The organism is Brevibacillus massiliensis, assembly GCF_000311785.1.
In the GTDB taxonomy this organism is placed as follows: Bacteria; Bacillota; Bacilli; order Brevibacillales; family Brevibacillaceae; genus Brevibacillus_C; species Brevibacillus_C massiliensis.
In genome coordinates this window covers 524,416-542,302 of sequence record NZ_HE978536.1, presented here as the reverse complement: position 1 = coordinate 542,302, position 17,887 = coordinate 524,416, and the positions used below count along the sequence as shown (strand labels likewise).

General features: G+C 56.3%; 19 protein-coding genes and 1 other annotated feature. Of the genes, 17 read left to right on the top strand and 2 right to left on the bottom strand.

The window, feature by feature from the left end; all coding sequences use genetic code 11:
- The first annotated feature begins 40 nt into the window (after window positions 1-40).
- The 5 genes from HGBM_RS06525 to HGBM_RS06505 all read left to right on the top strand — a co-directional run bounded on the left by HGBM_RS06525 (window position 41) and on the right by HGBM_RS06505 (window position 4,675).
- Window positions 41-553, top strand: coding sequence for a MogA/MoaB family molybdenum cofactor biosynthesis protein (locus tag HGBM_RS06525; RefSeq protein WP_019120287.1), 513 nt, complete (start codon window positions 41-43; stop codon window positions 551-553).
- Between the two features lie 66 nt (window positions 554-619).
- A complete protein-coding gene (locus HGBM_RS06520) occupies window positions 620-2,398 on the top strand; it encodes a B12-binding domain-containing radical SAM protein (protein WP_019120286.1) in 1,779 nt (592 codons plus the stop codon).
- 180 nt (window positions 2,399-2,578) lie between these two features.
- A complete protein-coding gene (locus tag HGBM_RS06515) occupies window positions 2,579-3,178 on the top strand; it encodes a DedA family protein (protein ID WP_019120285.1) in 600 nt (199 codons plus the stop codon).
- Window positions 3,179-3,214: 36 nt separating this feature from the next.
- On the top strand, window positions 3,215-3,565 hold the full coding sequence (locus tag HGBM_RS28845; protein ID WP_019120284.1) for a DUF1294 domain-containing protein: 351 nt from the start codon (window positions 3,215-3,217) through the stop codon (window positions 3,563-3,565).
- A gap of 27 nt (window positions 3,566-3,592) precedes the next feature.
- Window positions 3,593-4,675, top strand: a complete 1,083-nt coding sequence (locus tag HGBM_RS06505; RefSeq protein ID WP_019120283.1) for a M42 family metallopeptidase — start codon at window positions 3,593-3,595, stop codon at window positions 4,673-4,675.
- Window positions 4,676-4,770: 95 nt separating this feature from the next.
- Here HGBM_RS06505 and sspI read toward each other — a convergent pair whose 3' ends face one another.
- Window positions 4,771-5,013 carry a small acid-soluble spore protein SspI gene (gene sspI, locus HGBM_RS06500; RefSeq protein ID WP_019120282.1) on the bottom strand — a complete coding sequence of 81 codons (243 nt, stop codon included), beginning with the start codon at window positions 5,011-5,013 and terminating at the stop codon, window positions 4,771-4,773.
- Window positions 5,014-5,158: 145 nt separating this feature from the next.
- On the opposite strand from sspI, the gene HGBM_RS06495 reads away from it, so the two are divergent.
- From HGBM_RS06495 to larB, 8 genes are all read left to right on the top strand, one after another.
- Entirely contained in the window at window positions 5,159-5,815 is a 657-nt protein-coding gene (locus HGBM_RS06495) for a potassium channel family protein (RefSeq protein WP_019120281.1), read from the top strand.
- Entirely contained in the window at window positions 5,815-6,621 is an 807-nt protein-coding gene (locus HGBM_RS06490; protein ID WP_019120280.1) for a TrmH family RNA methyltransferase, read from the top strand. Before HGBM_RS06495 ends, HGBM_RS06490 begins: the two co-directional genes overlap by 1 nt.
- Window positions 6,622-6,708: 87 nt before the next feature.
- Window positions 6,709-6,943 (top strand) — a binding site (T-box leader).
- A gap of 45 nt (window positions 6,944-6,988) precedes the next feature.
- Window positions 6,989-8,023: a phenylalanine--tRNA ligase subunit alpha gene (gene pheS / locus HGBM_RS06485; RefSeq protein ID WP_019120279.1), complete on the top strand. Its 1,035-nt coding sequence runs from the start codon at window positions 6,989-6,991 to the stop codon at window positions 8,021-8,023.
- A 15-nt stretch (window positions 8,024-8,038) separates the two neighbouring features.
- Window positions 8,039-10,462 (top strand): phenylalanine--tRNA ligase subunit beta, encoded by a 2,424-nt coding sequence (gene pheT, locus HGBM_RS06480; protein ID WP_019120278.1) that lies wholly within the window; start codon window positions 8,039-8,041, stop codon window positions 10,460-10,462.
- Window positions 10,463-10,541: 79 nt separating this feature from the next.
- Window positions 10,542-10,817, top strand: a complete 276-nt coding sequence (gene zapA / locus HGBM_RS06475) for a cell division protein ZapA (protein ID WP_019120277.1) — start codon at window positions 10,542-10,544, stop codon at window positions 10,815-10,817.
- 112 nt (window positions 10,818-10,929) lie between these two features.
- Window positions 10,930-12,069: a glycosyltransferase family 4 protein gene (locus tag HGBM_RS06470; RefSeq protein WP_019120276.1), complete on the top strand. Its 1,140-nt coding sequence runs from the start codon at window positions 10,930-10,932 to the stop codon at window positions 12,067-12,069.
- Between the two features lie 126 nt (window positions 12,070-12,195).
- On the top strand, window positions 12,196-13,071 hold the full coding sequence (gene larE, locus HGBM_RS06465) for an ATP-dependent sacrificial sulfur transferase LarE (protein WP_019120275.1): 876 nt from the start codon (window positions 12,196-12,198) through the stop codon (window positions 13,069-13,071).
- Complete coding sequence (gene larB, locus HGBM_RS06460; RefSeq protein WP_019120274.1) at window positions 13,064-13,825, top strand: nickel pincer cofactor biosynthesis protein LarB; 762 nt, start codon at window positions 13,064-13,066, stop codon at window positions 13,823-13,825. Before larE ends, larB begins: the two co-directional genes overlap by 8 nt.
- A 71-nt stretch (window positions 13,826-13,896) precedes the next feature.
- Here the strand turns inward: larB and HGBM_RS06455 are convergent, their stop codons facing one another.
- Window positions 13,897-14,271 (bottom strand): phage holin family protein, encoded by a 375-nt coding sequence (locus HGBM_RS06455; protein ID WP_019120273.1) that lies wholly within the window; start codon window positions 14,269-14,271, stop codon window positions 13,897-13,899.
- Window positions 14,272-14,429: 158 nt separating this feature from the next.
- Here HGBM_RS06455 and HGBM_RS06450 point away from each other — a divergent pair, with 158 nt between their 5' ends.
- From HGBM_RS06450 to HGBM_RS30245, 4 genes are all read left to right on the top strand, one after another.
- On the top strand, window positions 14,430-16,808 hold the full coding sequence (locus HGBM_RS06450) for an endonuclease MutS2 (RefSeq protein ID WP_035286482.1): 2,379 nt from the start codon (window positions 14,430-14,432) through the stop codon (window positions 16,806-16,808).
- Between the two features lie 48 nt (window positions 16,809-16,856).
- On the top strand, window positions 16,857-17,261 hold the full coding sequence (locus HGBM_RS06445) for a DUF350 domain-containing protein (protein ID WP_390620956.1): 405 nt from the start codon (window positions 16,857-16,859) through the stop codon (window positions 17,259-17,261).
- 30 nt (window positions 17,262-17,291) lie between these two features.
- A complete protein-coding gene (locus HGBM_RS06440) occupies window positions 17,292-17,591 on the top strand; it encodes a 2Fe-2S iron-sulfur cluster-binding protein (RefSeq protein WP_019120270.1) in 300 nt (99 codons plus the stop codon).
- Between the two features lie 109 nt (window positions 17,592-17,700).
- Window positions 17,701-17,853: a hypothetical protein gene (locus HGBM_RS30245; protein WP_019120269.1), complete on the top strand. Its 153-nt coding sequence runs from the start codon at window positions 17,701-17,703 to the stop codon at window positions 17,851-17,853.
- The last annotated feature ends 34 nt before the right edge of the window (window positions 17,854-17,887 follow it).

Sequence of the window (17,887 nt, the reverse complement as noted above, 5' to 3'; positions counted from 1 at the left end):
TCACGCAAAAAAGTCCGTATGACAGGGAGGAATCCAGCAAGTGAGTACCAGCGAACACAAAGCAGAAGCGCCGAAATCTGTCGGCTGCATGGTGATTACCGTCTCTGACACCCGCAGCGAAGAGACGGACAAAAGCGGCGCATTGATGAAATCCCTGCTGGCGGCCGCGGGGCATGAGACACATCTGTACCGCATCGTCAAGGATGAGCAGAGCGAGATTACAGAGGCAATCCTCGAAGGGACAGGACATCCGCAGGTAGACGTCATCCTGTTGAACGGAGGGACCGGGATCGCCCCGCGCGATACCACGTACGAGGCTGTCAAGCAGCTGCTGGAGAAGGAGCTGCCTGGCTTTGGCGAGCTGTTCCGCTATCTCAGCTACACGGAAGACATCGGTTCTGCGGCGATTCTCAGCCGGGCGATCGCCGGCACATACCGCGGCCGGGCGATTTTTTCCACGCCTGGGTCATCGGGGGCCGTAAAGCTGGCGATGGAGAAGCTGATCGTCCCGGAGCTGGGGCATGTCGTCAGGGAATTGAAAAAACAGGGATAGGCGTATATTTGCCCATATCACCGTCTGTTTGCTATAATCGAATGCTAGAAAAAGAGGTGAGCGGGCTTGAAAATCGTATTAGCCACACTAAATGCCAAATATATCCATTCATCCCTGGCTCTCCGGTACCTGCGCAGCTATGTGAAGCCGGTATTTTCCGATGTCGAGCTGGTCGAGTACACGATCAATGACGTCACCATGAACATGGTCGGGGATTTGTTCCAGCGGCGGCCGGACATCGTCGCATTTTCCTGTTACATCTGGAATATCCGGGAGACCCTGGATGTCATTCGCAACTTTAAAAAGGTGTGCCCTGACACTCCGGTTGTGCTCGGAGGGCCGGAGGTATCCTACGATACGGACTTCTGGATGAAAGAGTATCCGTTTATCGATGTCATTGCCATGGGAGAAGGGGAAGAGACGTTTTTAGAGCTGTGTCAGGCGTATGACGAGGCACGGCGAAGCGGCCTGGCCCCCCGGCTGAAAGAGGTGGCGGGGATCGCCTACCGCGACGGCGAACGGGTTCGCTTCTCCATGCCGCGCGGACAAATCGCCGACCTGAACTCGATCCCATCCCCCTACACGGAGAATTTGGACGAGTTGAAAAACCGTGTCGTCTACTTCGAGGCTTCGCGCGGCTGCCCGTTTAAATGCCAGTACTGTCTCTCCTCGATCGAAGACGGCGTGCGCTACTTTGATCTGGACCGGGTCAAGCAGGATCTCAAACGGCTGATCGACTACGGGGTGAAGACGATCAAGTTCGTCGACCGGACGTTTAACATCCACAAGCGGTACGCGCTGGAGATCTTTCAGTTTTTGATCGACAATCACAACGGGACGGTTTTTCAGTTTGAGATCACGGCGGACATCCTCCGTCCCGACGTCGTTGACTTTCTGACGGAAAACGCGCCGCCGGGCATTTTCCGCTTCGAGATTGGCGTTCAGTCGACCAATGACGAGACGAACCGGCTCGTCCAGCGCATCCAAAACTTCGAACGGCTCAGCAATACGGTGAGAAAAATCAAGGCATCGGGGAAAATCGCCCAGCACCTCGATTTGATTGCCGGCCTGCCCGAGGAGGGCTACCAGTCTTTTCGCAAGACGTTTAACGACGTGTTTGCGCTGCGGCCGGAGGAGCTTCAACTCGGCTTTTTGAAGATGCTGCGGGGAACCGGCATGCGTGCGCGGGCGGCCCAGTACGACTACGTCTACATGGACGAAGCGCCTTACGAAATCCTCGGCAACAACTGTTTGAGCTTTGAGGATATGATGCGAATCAAGCGGGTCGAAGATGTGTTGGAGAAATACTGGAATGCCCACCGGATGGACAACACCTTGGAATGGGTGATTTCCCGCCACTTTGCTTCCGCTTTCGACTTCTTTCAGGAGTTTGGCGATTACTGGGAGCAGCAGGGCTGGAGCCGGTTCGGACATCAACTAGAGGACTTGTTTAGCCGGCTGCATCATTTCCTGGGGAATCGTCAGATAGACGGGCTGGATCATGTAGAAAGCTTGATGAGGTACGACTACCTGATTCATCAGAAGTACCGGCCGCGCAAAGTCTGGTGGGATGAGGACACGGGGAAGGCGGAACTCAAGGCGGCCTTCCAACAGGTGCAGGCCCAGCGTGAGCGGCTGCGGGAGGACTTTGCCGACCACGCAGCAAATGAAAAAGAGTACTTTAAACGAACAGTTGTCACGCCGGTCTCGTTTGATGTCGAACGCTGGCTGAAAAACGGCGAAATGGCAGAGGGCGACTATACGCTGGTTGTCTACTATCCTTATACAGATAGCAGGGATAATACGTTTGTGGTCGTGGACCGGCCCGTTTCGATCGCGGGATAAAGGAACGTCCGCACTCCCTTGTAACTTTTTGCCCGGTTTCTGCGTATCAAGAATAGAATCGTCCCATCAATTTTGGGCATAAAAGGAATGTATGACGCCCGGGGAGCATATGATTCGTTATTTCTGCCACTGTACAAAACATTTTCGGCTCATGGATGAAACGGATAGGGGACACATGTTATGGAGATAAATCTCGATCTGCTGATCTCGCTGATCGAACAGTACGGCTATTTTGCTCTGTTTTTTCTACTGTGGTTGGGGATTGTCGGCTTGCCGATTCCTGACGAATTGGTGGTGGCGACGGGAGGCTTTGTCGCTTCACAGGGGTATCTCGACCCGGTGTACACCTTTCTGGTTGACTACCTTGGGGTCGTCTCGGGGTTGTCAATCGGTTATTTGCTCGGGCGGTTGTTTGGCAAGCCGATTCTGAAGTGGTTGTCGCGCAAGAAAAAAATGGAGCGGCATATCGAACGTTCCGTTGCGTTAATTCACAAATACGGGGCGTTTTCGCTGTGCCTCAGCTACTTGCTGCCGGTAGTCAGACACGTTGTCCCCTATATCGTTGCGACCGGCGGGATGAAGTACCGCCGCTACGCGATGTTTTCCTATACCACTGGTCTCGTCTGGACCTTTTGCTTCTATGAAGTGGGCTTTTTGTTTGGCAAGAACATGTGGCAGATCGTAGAAGTGACAAGGCGTTACGGCTTTTATGCGCTCGCCGTTCTCGTCGCTTTGCTGGTCGTGATGCTGCTGGTCAGACGGAGGCGCATCGCCAACTAAACGGCTGCAGGGTCGTCAAAAAAGGAGTCAGGGCAAATGGGGGAAAAGCTGCGGGCACACGTCCGGACGCGCACGGCCGTCCTGCTGCTTGGATGGCTGTTGATTTTGTGGAGCGTATCAATCGGTGGACATCTGCCTTTGTTTTGCGGGCTTCTCGCGATCAACGGCTACGCTTTTGCGCTGATGGCGATCGACAAGCGGGCAGCCAGGCGCAGGCAGTTTCGCCTGCCGGAAAAGAGCCTGCTCTTGACCGGGCTGTTGGGCGGCGCTGCGGGCATTGGCTTAGGGATGGTCTTGGTGCATCACAAAAGCAGGCACGCTTCCTTTCTTACATGTATTCCGTTGTTTTTTTTGCTTCAGGCCGCAGGGATTTGGTATCTTTGGTAAGTTAATAAATGGAAAGGATGGTATAAAATGGGAAATGAAACGCTTGAGATGTTTCGCGAACTGACGGAGGCCCCCGGAGCACCCGGTATGGAATCATCCGTGCGCGATGTGATGCGCAAGTACATAACGCCTTATGCCGATGAGATCAGTTATGACGGACTCGGCAGCCTGATTGCCAAAAAAACCGGAAACCCTGACGGCCCGCGCATCGTCATCGCCGGCCATCTTGACGAAGTGGCCTTTATGGTAACCCAGATCACCGATGACGGCTTTATCAAATTTCAAACCTTAGGCGGCTGGTGGGGACAGGTGATGCTGGCCCAGCGCGTCCAGGTGCAGACGCGGCAGGGCATGGTGGACGGTGTGGTCGGATCGGTTCCTCCCCACTTGATGACTCCGGAAGCGAGAAAAAAAGTCGTCGAGATCAAGGACATGTTTATCGACATCGGCGCCTCCAGCAAAAAAGAAGCGGAAGAGTTCGGCGTTCGGCCCGGCGATGCTATCATTCCCGTCTGCCCGTTTACCGTTTTGAAAAATCCAAAGCTGATGATGGCGAAAGCCTGGGATAACCGGCTGGGCTGCGCCGTGGCAATCGAAGTGCTGAAGCGCCTGAAAGGCGTGGATCACCCCAACACGGTGTTTGGCGTCGGAACCGTCATGGAGGAAGTGGGCACCCGCGGAGCCCAGACCGTCGGCCAGACTCTGCAGCCTGACATTGCGATCGCCGTCGATGTGGGAATCGCCGGCGACACGCCGGGCATCAGTCCCAACCAGTCGGCGTCCAAGATCGGAGCGGGTTTTGAACTTACCCTCTACGATGCCCGGACGATCGGCCACTCCGGGCTGCGGGACCTGATCATCAGCACAGCGGAAGCGGAGAAGATCCCGTATCAGTTTGCCATCGTTCCGGGCGGGGGGACTGATGCCGGCCCGATGCACCTCGTCGGCAGCGGTGTACCGGCCGTCTCTCTGTCTGTCGCCACCCGCTACATCCACAGTCACGCGTCGATCCTTCACTACGATGATTTTGAATACCTCGTCAGCATCCTGGTCGCGCTCGTCAAGCGGCTGGATGCAGAGCAGGTAAAGGCCCTGCGGACGTACGAATAATCGGCAGGCTTGCAGCTCCGTCTGGCGTGAACCTGCTGGCCTTGCCCAAGCAAAAACCCGTCTTTTGCGCAAGACGGGTTTTTCTTTGTTTCGTTTTACGTTCCTACAGGCGAACTGGTGTGGGCTGGGATGTACTGGGAAATCGTACCTGCCATCTGCTGCTTTTCCGCGGAATCGCTGTGCTGCCAGAGCAATTCGAACAGCACGCCCAGTCCGGGCAAGATTTTTTCCTGGCCGGTGGTTACCGCATCGTTGATCGTATCCATCACATCGCTGGCTGTGGAACCCTGCATCTTGTACATGATGGCCTGGCGGAGGTCGAGCTGGTTGATATTCATCGTGTTTTGCTCCTCTCATAAAAGGTCAGTCTGCTTTGTATAGTATGGATTACATTGCCGGCTGCGATTCGCCTTTTGTGGCGGAAAAAGGATATGGTATAATGCTTGCGACGCAATTGTCGGGATATAAGGAGTGGAAAGATCGATGTCGACCAAACAGTTTGCCATCATCGGGATGGGACGCTTCGGTTCCAGTGTGGCCCGTACCTTGTATGAGATGGATTACGAAGTGATGGGGATTGACGAAGACGAAGAGCGGATCAACGAGAATATCCAATACGTTACGCATGCCGTTGCGGCCGATTCGACCGACGAGAACGCTTTGAAGGAAATCGGCATTCGCAATTTTGACGTAGTCGTCGTGGCGATTGGAAACGATATCCAGGCGAGCATCTTGACGACGCTCATCTTGAAGGAGATGGGAGTCAAGAAGATCGTGGCCAAAGCGCAGAACGAACGTCACGGGCAAGTGCTGTACAAAGTAGGGGCGGACCGCGTCGTCTTTCCCGAGCGGGACATGGGCATGCGGCTCGCACACAACCTCATTTCCGCCAATGTCCTCGACTTTATCGAATTGGCCGAAGAATACAGTGTCATCGAGAGTGTCGCTTCTGCCAAAATGGTCGGGAAGACCCTCCGCCAACTGGACGTCCGCGCCCGCTACGGGGTGAACGTCATCGCGATCAAAAGCGGCGAGAGCTTCAATATCTCCCCCGCGCCGGACGATCTGATCCAGGCGAACGACATCCTTGTCGTCATCGGCCACAACAAGGATCTGAAAGAATTTGAGGAGAAGGCGTAATGGCTGGGGTGACGATAACCTCTGTGCAGAATCCGCAAGTAAAGCGCTGGTGCCAGCTGCACAGCCGCAAAGGGCGGGAAGAGCAGGGCAGCTTCCTTGTGGAAGGGGTTCACCTGGTCGAAGAGGCGCTTCGCTCCGGCAAGGCGGTGACAGCGGTTATCTACGACAGCGAACGAGGGATTGACCCTGTCGTAGCCAAAGCGTTGGCCGGGCGGAACGTACGGCAAATCGCCGCGTCCGCTGCCGTGATGGCCAAGCTGAGTGAAACCCGGACACCCCAGGGCATCGTCGCAGAGGTGATGCTGGATTCGGCCGACTGGGATCGCTGGTGGGATACGCAGGCGGATCGCGATTTTTTGCTGCTGCTGCTCGACGGCGTGCAGGATCCGGGGAATCTCGGGACGATCATCCGCACGGCGGAAGCGGCCGGCGTCGACGCTGTCGTGATCGGCAGCGGCAGCGTCGATTTGTACAACGGCAAGGTTGTCCGCGCGACGATGGGGTCGATCTTCCGCCTGCCGGTGTTTGCCCGTGAGCTGCACCAGCTGACGGGATTGCTGAAAGCGGCCGGAGCAAGCCTGCTGGTTACGGCATTGGACCCTTCGAGCCGGTCCTATGATGAGCCTCTGTACCGCGGCAAAACAGCGATCGTGATCGGCAGTGAAGCCCGCGGCGTCTCGGACGGCATGCTGGCCGAAGCGACGCACAAGGTGCACATCCCCTTGAGCGGCCAGGCGGAATCGCTCAATGCCGCGGTTGCGGCTGGCGTCATCCTCTACGAAGCAAGGCGGCAGCGCCTTGCCTGACCCGGCAGCCGGGAGACAATCAGGTGGCCTTTACAAGTGCGGCCGCATGCGATATAATGTGCCAAAAAGTACGAACAAATGGAAAAGCAGACTGCGTTGATGGAGACCAGTACACAGGAAAGACGGCCTTACAGGGAGAAAGCGCCGGAGATTGAGAGCGTTTTTACGTGCCTGGCCTGTGGAATTCCCTCCGGAGCTGACCTCTGAAAAGCCTTCGGGCGGCAAGTAGGAGGGTACCGGATCATTCCGTTATCGATGAGCAAGTGAGACAAACAGTGTTTTGTCTAAGCAGGGTGGTACCGCGAGCCGACTCGTCCCTTTTTTGGGGCGGGTTTTTTTATTTCTTTCAGAAAAGGAGCGATCAAACGTGCAAACACGCTTGGAAAACATGAAGCAAGCAGCGCTTGCCCAACTGGCACAAGTGACGGACGCACAACAGCTGCAGGAGCTGCGCGTCAAGTATTTGGGAAAAAAAGGAGAATTAACCGAGATTCTGCGCGGGATGGGCAGCCTTTCGGCAGAAGAGCGCCCGAAAGTCGGCCAACTGGTGAACCAGGTTCGCGGAGTGCTGGAGACAGCGTTTGCCGATAAGCAGCAAGCACTGGAAGCGGCTGTGCTGAACGCCAAGCTGGCATCGGAGAGAATCGACGTGACCCTGCCAGGCAGACCGATTGCCACGGGAACGATGCATCCGCTGTCCAGGATTATCGAGGAAGCGGAAAACATCTTTATCGGCCTTGGTTACGAAGTCGCCGAAGGGCCGGAAGTGGAGCTGGATCACTTCAACTTTGAAATGCTCAACCTGCCCAAAGACCATCCGGCCCGGGATATGCAGGACTCCTTCTACATTACGGATGAAATTCTGCTGCGGACGCAAACCTCTCCCGTACAGGCCCGGACGATGCTCAGCAAAGCAGGCAAGACGCCGGTGAAAATCATCTGCCCGGGAAAAGTATACCGGCGCGATGACGACGATGCGACCCATTCCCATCAATTCACCCAGATTGAAGGACTGGTGATTGACCGGGGGATCAGCATGAGCGACCTGAAAGGGACACTGCTTACGTTTGCCCGTCAAATGTTTGGCGCCCATCAGCAGATTCGCTTGCGGCCCAGCTTTTTCCCGTTTACGGAACCGAGCGTCGAGGTGGATATCCAGTGCGTCATCTGCGGCGGAGAAGGCTGCCGGATGTGCAAGCATACGGGATGGATCGAGATACTCGGCGCCGGCATGGTTCACCCCCGCGTACTGGAGATGGGCGGATACGACCCGCGAGAAGTCAGCGGCTTCGCCTTCGGCATGGGCGTAGAGCGGATCGCCATGCTGAGGTACGGCATTGAGGACATTCGCCACTTTTACACCAATGACGTTCGTTTCCTGCGTCAGTTCAACCGGTTTTAGAAAGGAGAAGAAGAGATGAAAGTATCGTACAATTGGCTGAAAGAATACGTTGACCTGTCCGGAATCAGCCCGGAGCAGCTTGCGGAACTGCTGACCCGCAGCGGCGTGGAAGTGGAGGCGGTGGAATCCCGCAACGGCGGCGTCTCCAATGTGGTCGTCGGCTATGTCAAAGAGTGCGGCAAACACCCTGACGCGGACCGCCTAAACGTCTGTATCGTCGATGCCGGCCAGGGAGAAGATCTGCAGATCGTCTGCGGCGCGCCCAATGTAGCCAAGGGACAGAAGGTGCCAGTGGCGCTCGTGGGAGCAAAACTGCCCGGCGGCGTCCACATCAAGCGCTCCAAACTGCGCGGGGTAGAGTCGCAGGGGATGATCTGCTCGGCAAAAGAACTGGGATTAAATGACAAATTGCTGGCCAAAGATCAGCAGGAAGGGATCATGGTGCTTCCTCCTGACGCGGAAGTAGGGATGGATGCGGTCTCTTATCTGGGGATGGACGATACGGTGCTGGAACTGGGCCTGACCCCCAACCGCTCCGACTGCCTGAGCATGCTGGGCGTCGCTTACGAAGTAGCGGCGATCCTCGGCAAAGAGGTCATCCTGCCCCAAAACGATGTGACAGAAGACGGCGAAGCCAATCCCGTGACCGTCGAAATCGAGGCAGCCGACCATTGCTATCAATACTCCGGCCGCCACTTTACCAATGTAAAAATCGCCTCCTCGCCGCAGTGGCTGAAAAACAGGCTGATGGCAGCAGGCGTCCGGCCGATTAACAACGTGGTCGACATCACCAACTACGTCATGCTGGAGTACGGCCAGCCGCTGCACGCATTCGACGCTGCCTGTGTCCATGACCGCAGCATTGTCGTCCGTCTCGCCAAGGCAGGGGAGAAGCTGACGACGCTGGACGATCAAGAGCGGCAGTTGGATGAAGAGACCCTGGTGATCGCCGACCGGGAAAAGGGCCTGGCGATTGCCGGGATTATGGGCGGAGCCAACTCGGAAATTACCTCCGATACGACGGAAATCATCCTGGAAGCGGCTTACTTCACGCCACAGTCGATCCGCCGTTCCGCCCGCATGCTGGGGATGCGCACGGAAGGGTGTGTCCGCTGGGAAAAAGGCGTCGACCCGCAGCGCGTATCGCCCGCTTGCGACAGGGCAGCGCTGTTGATCCAGCAGCTGGCCGGGGCGACGGTCTCGAAAGGGGTAGCCGGCGGTACCGTGGTCCGGAAAAAACCTGCCGTGGTATCGGTATCTCTGGACAAAATCAACAGTCACCTCGGCACGAATCTGACGGCGGCAGAAGTAAGCGACATCTTCACCCGCCTGCAGTTTCCATTTGAAACGGCCGATGACATCTGGACGGTGACGGTTCCAACCCGGCGCGGCGACATTACCCTGCCCGAGGATTTGATCGAAGAAGTGGCCCGTCTGTACGGCTACGACCACATCCCGACCAGCCTGCCAAGCGGTGAGAATACGCAGGGGACGCTGACGCGGGAGCAAAAAATCCGCAGGACAATTCGCCACCATCTGATCGGTGCCGGGATGTCGGAGACGATCACGTACGTACTGGTCCATCCGGAACAGAGCGAAAACGTCTCCGGCCTGCACGAGCAGTCGTACAAGCCGATTCCGCTGGCGATGCCGATGAGCGAGGAACACGGCGTCCTCCGCACCAGCCTCCTGCCAAGCTTGCTGCAGACCGCTGCTTACAACAAAAACCGGCAGAACCACGATCTGGCGCTGTTTGAACTCGGCAGCGTCTTCCTCAGCGAAGAGGAGAAGCTGTCCAGACTGCCGGAAGAGAGATTATACCTCGGCGGCCTGCTCAGCGGCTGCTGGGTGCGGCAAAACTGGCTGGGCCTAAAACAGCCGGTCGATTTCTACCTGGCAAAAGGGCTGGTCGACTCCCTGTTGACCCATCTGGGGATTACAGATGTTGACTATCAGCCGTCAGAAGGACGCAGCGGGATGCACCCCGGGCGGACCGCAGACGTACTCGTTCAAGGAGTGCTGATCGGCTTCGTCGGCCAGATCCACCCTGCGACAGAAAAAGCGTACGACCTGGACGAAACCTACGTATTCCAGCTTGACGTGGCCAAACTGGGGACATATGCCAAGAGCTTCAATGAGTACAGGCCGCTTCCCAAATTCCCGGCGATCGGACGCGATCTGGCCTTTGTCGTTGACCGCCGGGTACCGGCAGCAGCGCTGACCCAGCTGATACGGGAAGAGGCGGGAGAGTATTTGGAGTCCGTTTTGCTGTTTGACGTCTACACCGGCGAGCGGATTGCGCCGGAGAAGAAGAGCCTGGCCTTTTCATTGACGTACCGCCATCCGGACCGGACACTCCAGGATGAAGAAGTCCAACAGGCAACAGATCACGTCGTGTCGGTACTGGCCGAGAAAACAGGTGCAGAGCTGCGCAGTTGAGGATAATCTTGACGAGTACTGTCATTTTCAGTAACCTTAGAGGGGAAAGCAACGGTCGTCGTTGGGAGGGGAGGCCATCGTGCAAAATGACGAAAAAAACCGTGTTACGGTAGACATTTTTGGCCAGCAATATCGCCTCAGCGGAAAGGCTAGCATCAACCATATGCGCATGGTGGCGGGCTACGTCGACGACAAAATGAACGAGATCGGTCACGGAAATTCCCGCTTGGATACGACTAAAATTGCCGTGTTGACTGCCGTAAACATTGCTGATGAATACTTTCGACTCCGTCGCGAGTACGAGGACCTGTTGAAGATCCTGAAAGAGGATGCAGCGGATAACGACAAAACATAACCGTTACGAAAGGAGAGGCAAACGCCTCTCTTTTTCATGACGTGGCGGATGCCCTCGTGGCATCTATCCTTCTCTTCATATAATATGGCAACTTGAAAGAGGAGGGGTCACTGTGCGGATTCTGGTGATTGCGCCCGAGCAGCTTCCTGTCCCCCCGATCAAGGGAGGGTCCGTGGAAACTTGTATTTACAATATCTTTCGCAGAATGGCTGGCAAGGCCCAGGTAACGATTCTCTGCCGGGCACATCGGCGGCTGCCGCGCGAAAGCACGCTGGCGGGAGGAGCCGGCAAGATTGTCCGGATCAATCAGGCGGGACGTTCTTCTTATCTGATGGCTGCTCTTCGCAAAATTCGAGGCAAACACTTCGACCTTATCCAAATTGAAAACCGCCCAAGCTTTGTCACCCATGTGGCAAGGGCGTTTCCGCAGACGCCGATCGTCTTGTCGCTGCATTCGCTTACCTACATGTCGCTTCTGTCGCGGGAGCAGGCCGACTCGATCTTAAGCCGGGTCAGGGCAGTGGTATCGGTCTCTTCGTTCGTCACGCAAACGATGAAGCGGCGTTTTCCGAAATACCGGAGGAAGTTTTTCACGAACAGAAACGGTGTCGATACCGATGCGTTTCGTCCGCAGCCTGCCAGCATGAAGCAAAAGCTCCGGCTGAAGCGGGGCGTGCCGGGTTCCTGCAACATCCTATTCGTTGGCCGGATCGTGCACGGCAAGGGGCTGCACACGCTGGTGCGGGCAGTCGCACAGTTGAAACGGCGCTATCCGAAAGTGAGACTGGTCGCGGTCGGCTCCTCCTGGCCCGGGGTGCAGCGGCAGACGGCGTACATGCGCAAAGTCGGCTCCTTGTCCAAACAACTGAACGTGCCGATCCGCTTTACCGGCTACCTGCCGCCAGACAAGATGGCAGATGCCTACCACTTGGGGGATGTCGTGGTCTGTCCGTCGCTCCTTCGCGAAGGGCTGCCGCTCGTCAGCCTGGAAGCGATGTCCTCCGGCGTTCCGATCGTGGCCTCGAGTCGCGGCGGCAATCGCGAAGCGGTCGCACACGGCAGGAGCGGTCTGTTGGTCAAAGCCTATGCCAATCCTGCTGCATACGCCTGGGCGATCGACCGCATCCTCTCGTCTCCCGCAGTATATAGAAAATTGGCATCGGGCGGCAGATACCGCGTACTGACGAAATTCAGTTGGGATCGAACGGTCAGCGGCTTGCTGCGGATCTATCGGCGTATTGCCGGGAGATAGGCGTTTGACCCCGGATGAGCCGCTTCGCACTTAAACACGTGCGCATGACGACCCGACAAAGTATAATAAGGGATATTGAAACATGATACAGACTACAGAACTGGCGAAGAAGGGGGAGTTGCCGCGATGACCGCCATGCCGACCAAAGAGCAGTTGATCGAAGCGGCCAGTCGTTTGACCATTCAGGAAAAGGATGCCAAGCTGGGCGCGATTTTAAGAGAGCTGAAGAGAGTGGTAATCGCTTTTTCCGGCGGGGTCGACAGTACGTTTCTGCTGGCCCGGGCCGTTCAGGAGCTTGGCGACGAAGCGATCGCCGTAACGGCCGCTTCGGAAACCTTTCCGACGCGGGAGTTTGAAGCTGCCAAGCAGTTGGCAAAGCGCCTGAACGCCCGGCTGGTGACGACTCAAATCCGAGAGATGGAAAACCCGAATTTCGTCTCCAATCCGATAAACCGCTGCTTTTATTGTAAGGATGGACTTTATGAACACCTTGGCCAGATGGCGCTGGAAAATGAATGGAACGCTGTCATATGCGACGGGGCCAACATGGATGATCTCGGCGACTACCGTCCGGGAAGAGTAGCTGCGGCCGGGCGCGGGGTGCGGAGCCTGCTGCAGGAGGCGGGGCTGTACAAAGAAGAAATTCGCCAGCTTTCTCTGGAACTGGGGCTGCCGACGTGGAACAAACCATCATTCGCCTGTCTGTCGTCGAGGATTCCCTACGGTTCAGAAATCACATTGGAAAAAATTGACCAGATTGACAGAGCGGAAGGCTACCTGCTGAGTCTCGGCTTCCACCAGGTACGGGTGCGCCACCACGATAAAATTGCCCGCATCGAAGTGATGCCAAGCGACTTTCCAAAGGTGTTGGAACAGTACAAGAACATCGACCAGACGCTGCGGGAAATCGGTTTTAGCTATGTCACGCTGGACTTGTTTGGCTATCAGACCGGCAGCATGAATACCATCTTGGAGAAGGAAGTTAAAGAAAACCATGGCTGAGCTGAAAGATATTTTAGAACGGGTGCGCAGCGGCTCGCTAAGTGTTGAACAGGCGGAGGAGCAGGTGTGGGCTGTAAGCAACCTCGGTTTTGCCAATCTCGATCTTGACCGGGAAAAGCGGACCGGATTTCCGGAAGTGATCTTCGCGGCAGGGAAGTCAGAGCAGCAGCTTGTCGCCATTTTTGAGCGGCTGATGGAGCATCAATCGATTGTCCTGGCGACACGCGTCTCGCCAGAGCAAGCAGAGGTGCTCACGCAGCGCTTGCCGATGGTGGAGTATCACGCGGACGCCCGGATGGCCATCTGGAGCGATCGTCCGCTCGAATCGGTTTCGCCCGGGTACGTCTCGGTAGTCGCCGCCGGAACATCCGATTGGGCTGTTGCCCAGGAAGCGGCCTGGACGATTCGCTGTCTGGGGGCGGAAGCGCGCGTGATTGCCGATGTCGGTGTGGCGGGAATCCACAGACTGTTTCAGCGGCTGGATGAAATCCGCGGATCGACTGCGATTGTTTGTGTGGCAGGGATGGAAGGAGCGTTGGCCAGTGTGGTCGCCGGACTGGTCGACGTCCCGGTGATCGCCGTGCCGACAAGCGTAGGTTACGGTGCCAACTTCCACGGTTTGGCGGCGCTGCTCAGCATGTTGAACGCATGCGCGACCGGAGTGGCGGTCGTCAATATTGACAACGGGTTCGGCGCCGGTTACATGGCCGGAATGATCCACCGGCAGTCCGCTCGTGCGGCACATTCCGATTAGAGCTGTGAAAAGGCCCGGGGCTGTCTGAAGCCCGGGCCTTTCACATGGCATCCTGCGGTACCTTGGTCAGATTAGGTATTCTGGCGGTTGCCCGCGTCCCCGCCCCGAAAATCCATGTGCGTCTTGATCGGGATAAACAAGTCGATAATACCGATGACCAAGGATGCGAGCAGCGCACCGAGAATGGTTACATGGAAGCCAGGGACGATAAACTGTGTGAGGTAGATGACTACGGCACTTACCAAAAAACCGACAATCCCGCGGTGGAAGGGAGATACCCGCTCGCCAAACATGGCTTCAATCGCCCAACCGATCAATGCGATCACGATTGCCGCCAAGATTGCTGTCCAAAAGCTGGTGATGGAAAATCCAGGGACCAGGAAGCCGACGAACATTAACACGATGGCCGCTACAATAAAGCGGATTACGTGGCGTAGGATAGTCATCGTTACTCCTCCTTAATGGGCTAGGTCTTCAAGTTCATTGTGGCTTGTTTTCTCTGTTAGTATGTAAGGGGAGAACTAGTAAATTCAGGAAATCGGCCATCTCCTTCGCCTCTGGCCGCTTCATGGTCAGATAAAGCGGCAAGTGTTATAATGGGGGAATGAATCGCCGAAGGAGGCTTCTTTTTGTGGAGCGCGTGTTGAAGACATTGGAATACGACAAGGTAATCGCCTTACTGGTGGATAAGGCATCCTCTCTCTTGGGGAAGGAACGGGCTGGGAATGCCAGGCCGTTTACAAATATAGAGGAAGTGCGGCTGGCCCTGCAGGCAACCGATGAAGCGAGCACGGTGCTGCGCGTAAAAGGCAGCGTCCCGCTCGGGGGCATCCGCGATATACGTGGGCCGATCCAGCGCGCCAGGCTCGGCTCGATTTTGTCGCCCTCCGAGCTCCTCGATGTAGCCAGTACCATCTTCTCCGGACGGCGCCTCAAGCAGTTCCTGCTGGATGTGAGCCAGACAGAACCGCTTCCGCTGCTGCAGGCGCTGGCGGAAAATATCGAAGGGCTGCGCGAGATCGAAACGGAGATTCGACGCTGCATCGACGAAAACGGCGAGATCGTAGACAGCGCCAGCCCGGAGCTGCGCAGCATCCGCCAGGAAATCCGCGGGTTGGAGGCACGGGTCAGGGAACGCCTCGAACAGATGATTCGTTCCAGTTCTTACCAAAAGATGCTGATGGAAAACATCATTACAATTCGCGGCGACAGGTACGTGATCCCCGTAAAACAAGAGTACCGGCACGTTTTCGGCGGGATTGTGCACGATCAGTCTGCTTCGGGAGCGACCCTGTTCATCGAGCCGGAGGCAATTGTTTCCATGAACAACAAGCTGCGTGAGTCGCGGCTTAAGGAGGAGCGGGAGATAGAGCGCATCCTGCTGGCTTTGACCAACAGGGTAGCCGAGGTGATGGAGCCGCTGCAAGGAAACATCGAAGCGCTGGCCGAACTTGATTTTATCTTCGCCCGTGCGCTGCTTTCGGTCGCGATGAAAGCGACCAGCCCCCGCTTGAACGATCAGGGCTTCATCCGGCTGAGAAAAGCGCGCCATCCGCTGATCGCCCAAGACATCGTCGTCCCGATTGACGTGGAGCTGGGCGGCAGCTATACGGCGATTGTCATCACCGGTCCGAATACAGGGGGGAAAACCGTCTCGATCAAGACAATCGGCCTCTTGTCGCTGATGGCGATGAGCGGCTTGCACATCCCGGCTGAGGAAGAGAGCGAGGTAGCCGTCTTTTCCTCTGTGTACGCCGACATCGGTGATGAGCAGTCGATCGAGCAAAGCCTGTCTACCTTTTCCAGCCATTTGACCAATATTATCCGCATTCTGTCCCAGATAGATGAACGCAGCCTGGTGCTGTTTGACGAGCTGGGCGCGGGGACTGATCCGACCGAAGGGGCCGCACTGGCTATGGCCATTCTCGACCACGTGGTGCAGCGGGGCGCCCGGTTGGTGGCGACCACGCACTACAGTGAGCTGAAAGCGTACGCCTATAACCGCGACGGCGTGATCAACGCAAGCGTCGAGTTCGACGTGCAGACCCTCCGTCCGACCTACCGCCTGCTGATCGGGGTTCCCGGCCGCTCCAATGCTTTTGCCATCGCCAAACGGCTCGGTTTGCCGGAGGAGATCATCGAAGCCGCCCGCAGCTCGATCAGCGAGGAAGAAAACCAGGTGGAATCGATGATCGCTTCCCTGGAGCGAAATACCAAAAAGGCTGAGCGGGAGCGCAGGGAAGCCGAGCAGCTCAGGCGGGAGGCGGAAGAGCTCCGCAAGCTTGTGCAGGAGGAACGGGAGCGTTTCGCCGAAGAAAAAAATGCCCTGCTGGAAAAAGCGGAGGAGGAAGCGCGGCTCGCCGTTCAGTTGGCCAAGGAAGAGGCGAACAGCATCATCCGCGAACTGCGCGGGATGCTGGCAGATGGCATCGAGGTGAAAGAACATCGCTTGATTGAAGCCAAGAAGCGGCTGGGCAATGCCGTACTTCCGCTGGAAAGAGAAAAAGTCGCCAAACCGGCCAAGGCTGTCCGCGCTGTACAGCTGAAACCAGGTGACGAAGTGATGGTGACCAGCTTCGGACAAAAGGGAACGATCCTGGAAAAGGTGTCAGACAAGGAGTACCTGGTTCAGATCGGCATTATGAAGATGAAGGTGAAGCGGGAGGATATGAACCTGCTGCAATCGGTCAAAGCCGAGCCGCAGCTACAGTACACCGCTGTAAAATCGCGGCGGAACAACGTCAAAATGGAACTGGATCTGCGAGGCTACAACGTAGAGGACGGCTTGCTTGAGATCGATCAGTACCTGGACGAAGCCTTGCTGGCTGGCCTTCACTCCGTATCGATCATCCACGGTCACGGTACCGGTGTACTGCGAAAAGCCGTACACGAGTTTCTCCGCAGCCACCGAAGCGTCAAGTCGTTTCGGTTGGGCGGCCAGGGAGAAGGCGGAGTCGGCGCGACGATTGTTGAGCTGAAGTAAGCCGCCGAAAAATGGGGCATTCGGGGCAAGGGAGGAAAGCGCGTGAAAATGTTGTTGGCTAATCCGTATTTTGCGACCGCCGCCTATTTTGCGGTTACAGGTCTGGCGATGATCCTCTTTTTGACCATCTTTGAACTGGTCACAAAATACAGGGTATGGAAAGAGATCAAAAAAGGCAATATCGCCGTGGCGATGGCTACAGGCGGAAAGGTATTTGGCATCGCAAACATTTTCCGCTTTTCCATCGAGCATCACGACAGCATCGGACAGGCGCTGATATGGGGGTCATTCGGTTTTTTGCTGCTCTTGGTCAGCTACTTCGTCTTCGAATTTATGACGCCCAGTTTTCATGTGGATGCCGAAATTGAGCGGGACAACCGTGCTGTCGGCTTTCTCTCCATGGTTCTGTCCATCGGATTCTCCTACATTGTCGGTGCCAGCCTCAAACTGTAGAGCGATACCGGATAAAAGGAGGAGGGACACATGGCGGAAGCGGATATCGTCGTTACCGTAATGGAGGATGACAAGCGGACAGAGTTGCTCGTCAAACCAGGGGATAACTTGCTGTTGGCAATGGTCAAAGCGAATCTGCCTGTAGAGTTTTTTTGCACGACGGGAAAATGCACCACCTGCCGTCTCGTGATGAGCGTTCCCGACGGTTCAGCCGAACCCATCAGCGAGACAGAGGCTTACCGCCTGGGCGCAGATGCCCTCAGCCAAGGGTATCGGCTGGCCTGCCAGCTTTACGTGCAGGGGCCGCTTACTGTCTGTTTGTCGAAATAAGTCGGGTTCTCTACCTTTTTTCGCAAAACACCAGTATAATTAACAGTTGGCGGCAGGGATTCGCGCTGCCGGGCACCTGCCTGACGACCAATGAGGGGAGGAAATCACCTTGCAGGTCCTGTACAAGGTGTTGTTCGTCTTCTGTCTGCTGTTTTTTGCGGCGGGAGCCATCTACGTATTCTACTATTTACCCAAAGTACCATCTACCCCTGCTCCTGTGCCGCAATCGATGAGCAGCACAGCGGTCTTGACACAAAGCTAAACGAGCGATTATCAGGGAAAAGAGGAGATATGCA

What these genes read in the sequence shown, in the direction of transcription:
- HGBM_RS28845 (WP_019120284.1), top strand. Translation starts at nt 3,215, where the DNA reads ATGGGGGAAAAGCTGCGGGCACACGTCCGGACGCGCACGGCCGTCCTG.
- HGBM_RS06490 (WP_019120280.1), top strand. Translation starts at nt 5,815, where the DNA reads ATGGCTGGGGTGACGATAACCTCTGTGCAGAATCCGCAAGTAAAGCGC.
- HGBM_RS06450 (WP_035286482.1), top strand. Translation starts at nt 14,430, where the DNA reads ATGAATCGCCGAAGGAGGCTTCTTTTTGTGGAGCGCGTGTTGAAGACA.
- HGBM_RS06440 (WP_019120270.1), top strand. Translation starts at nt 17,292, where the DNA reads ATGGCGGAAGCGGATATCGTCGTTACCGTAATGGAGGATGACAAGCGG.
- larB (WP_019120274.1), top strand. Translation starts at nt 13,064, where the DNA reads ATGGCTGAGCTGAAAGATATTTTAGAACGGGTGCGCAGCGGCTCGCTA.
- HGBM_RS06455 (WP_019120273.1), bottom strand. Translation starts at nt 14,271, where the DNA reads ATGACTATCCTACGCCACGTAATCCGCTTTATTGTAGCGGCCATCGTG.
- HGBM_RS06445 (WP_390620956.1), top strand. Translation starts at nt 16,857, where the DNA reads ATGTTGTTGGCTAATCCGTATTTTGCGACCGCCGCCTATTTTGCGGTT.
- HGBM_RS06495 (WP_019120281.1), top strand. Translation starts at nt 5,159, where the DNA reads ATGTCGACCAAACAGTTTGCCATCATCGGGATGGGACGCTTCGGTTCC.
- HGBM_RS06505 (WP_019120283.1), top strand. Translation starts at nt 3,593, where the DNA reads ATGGGAAATGAAACGCTTGAGATGTTTCGCGAACTGACGGAGGCCCCC.
- larE (WP_019120275.1), top strand. Translation starts at nt 12,196, where the DNA reads ATGACCGCCATGCCGACCAAAGAGCAGTTGATCGAAGCGGCCAGTCGT.
- sspI (WP_019120282.1), bottom strand. Translation starts at nt 5,013, where the DNA reads ATGAATATCAACCAGCTCGACCTCCGCCAGGCCATCATGTACAAGATG.
- HGBM_RS06515 (WP_019120285.1), top strand. Translation starts at nt 2,579, where the DNA reads ATGGAGATAAATCTCGATCTGCTGATCTCGCTGATCGAACAGTACGGC.
- pheT (WP_019120278.1), top strand. Translation starts at nt 8,039, where the DNA reads ATGAAAGTATCGTACAATTGGCTGAAAGAATACGTTGACCTGTCCGGA.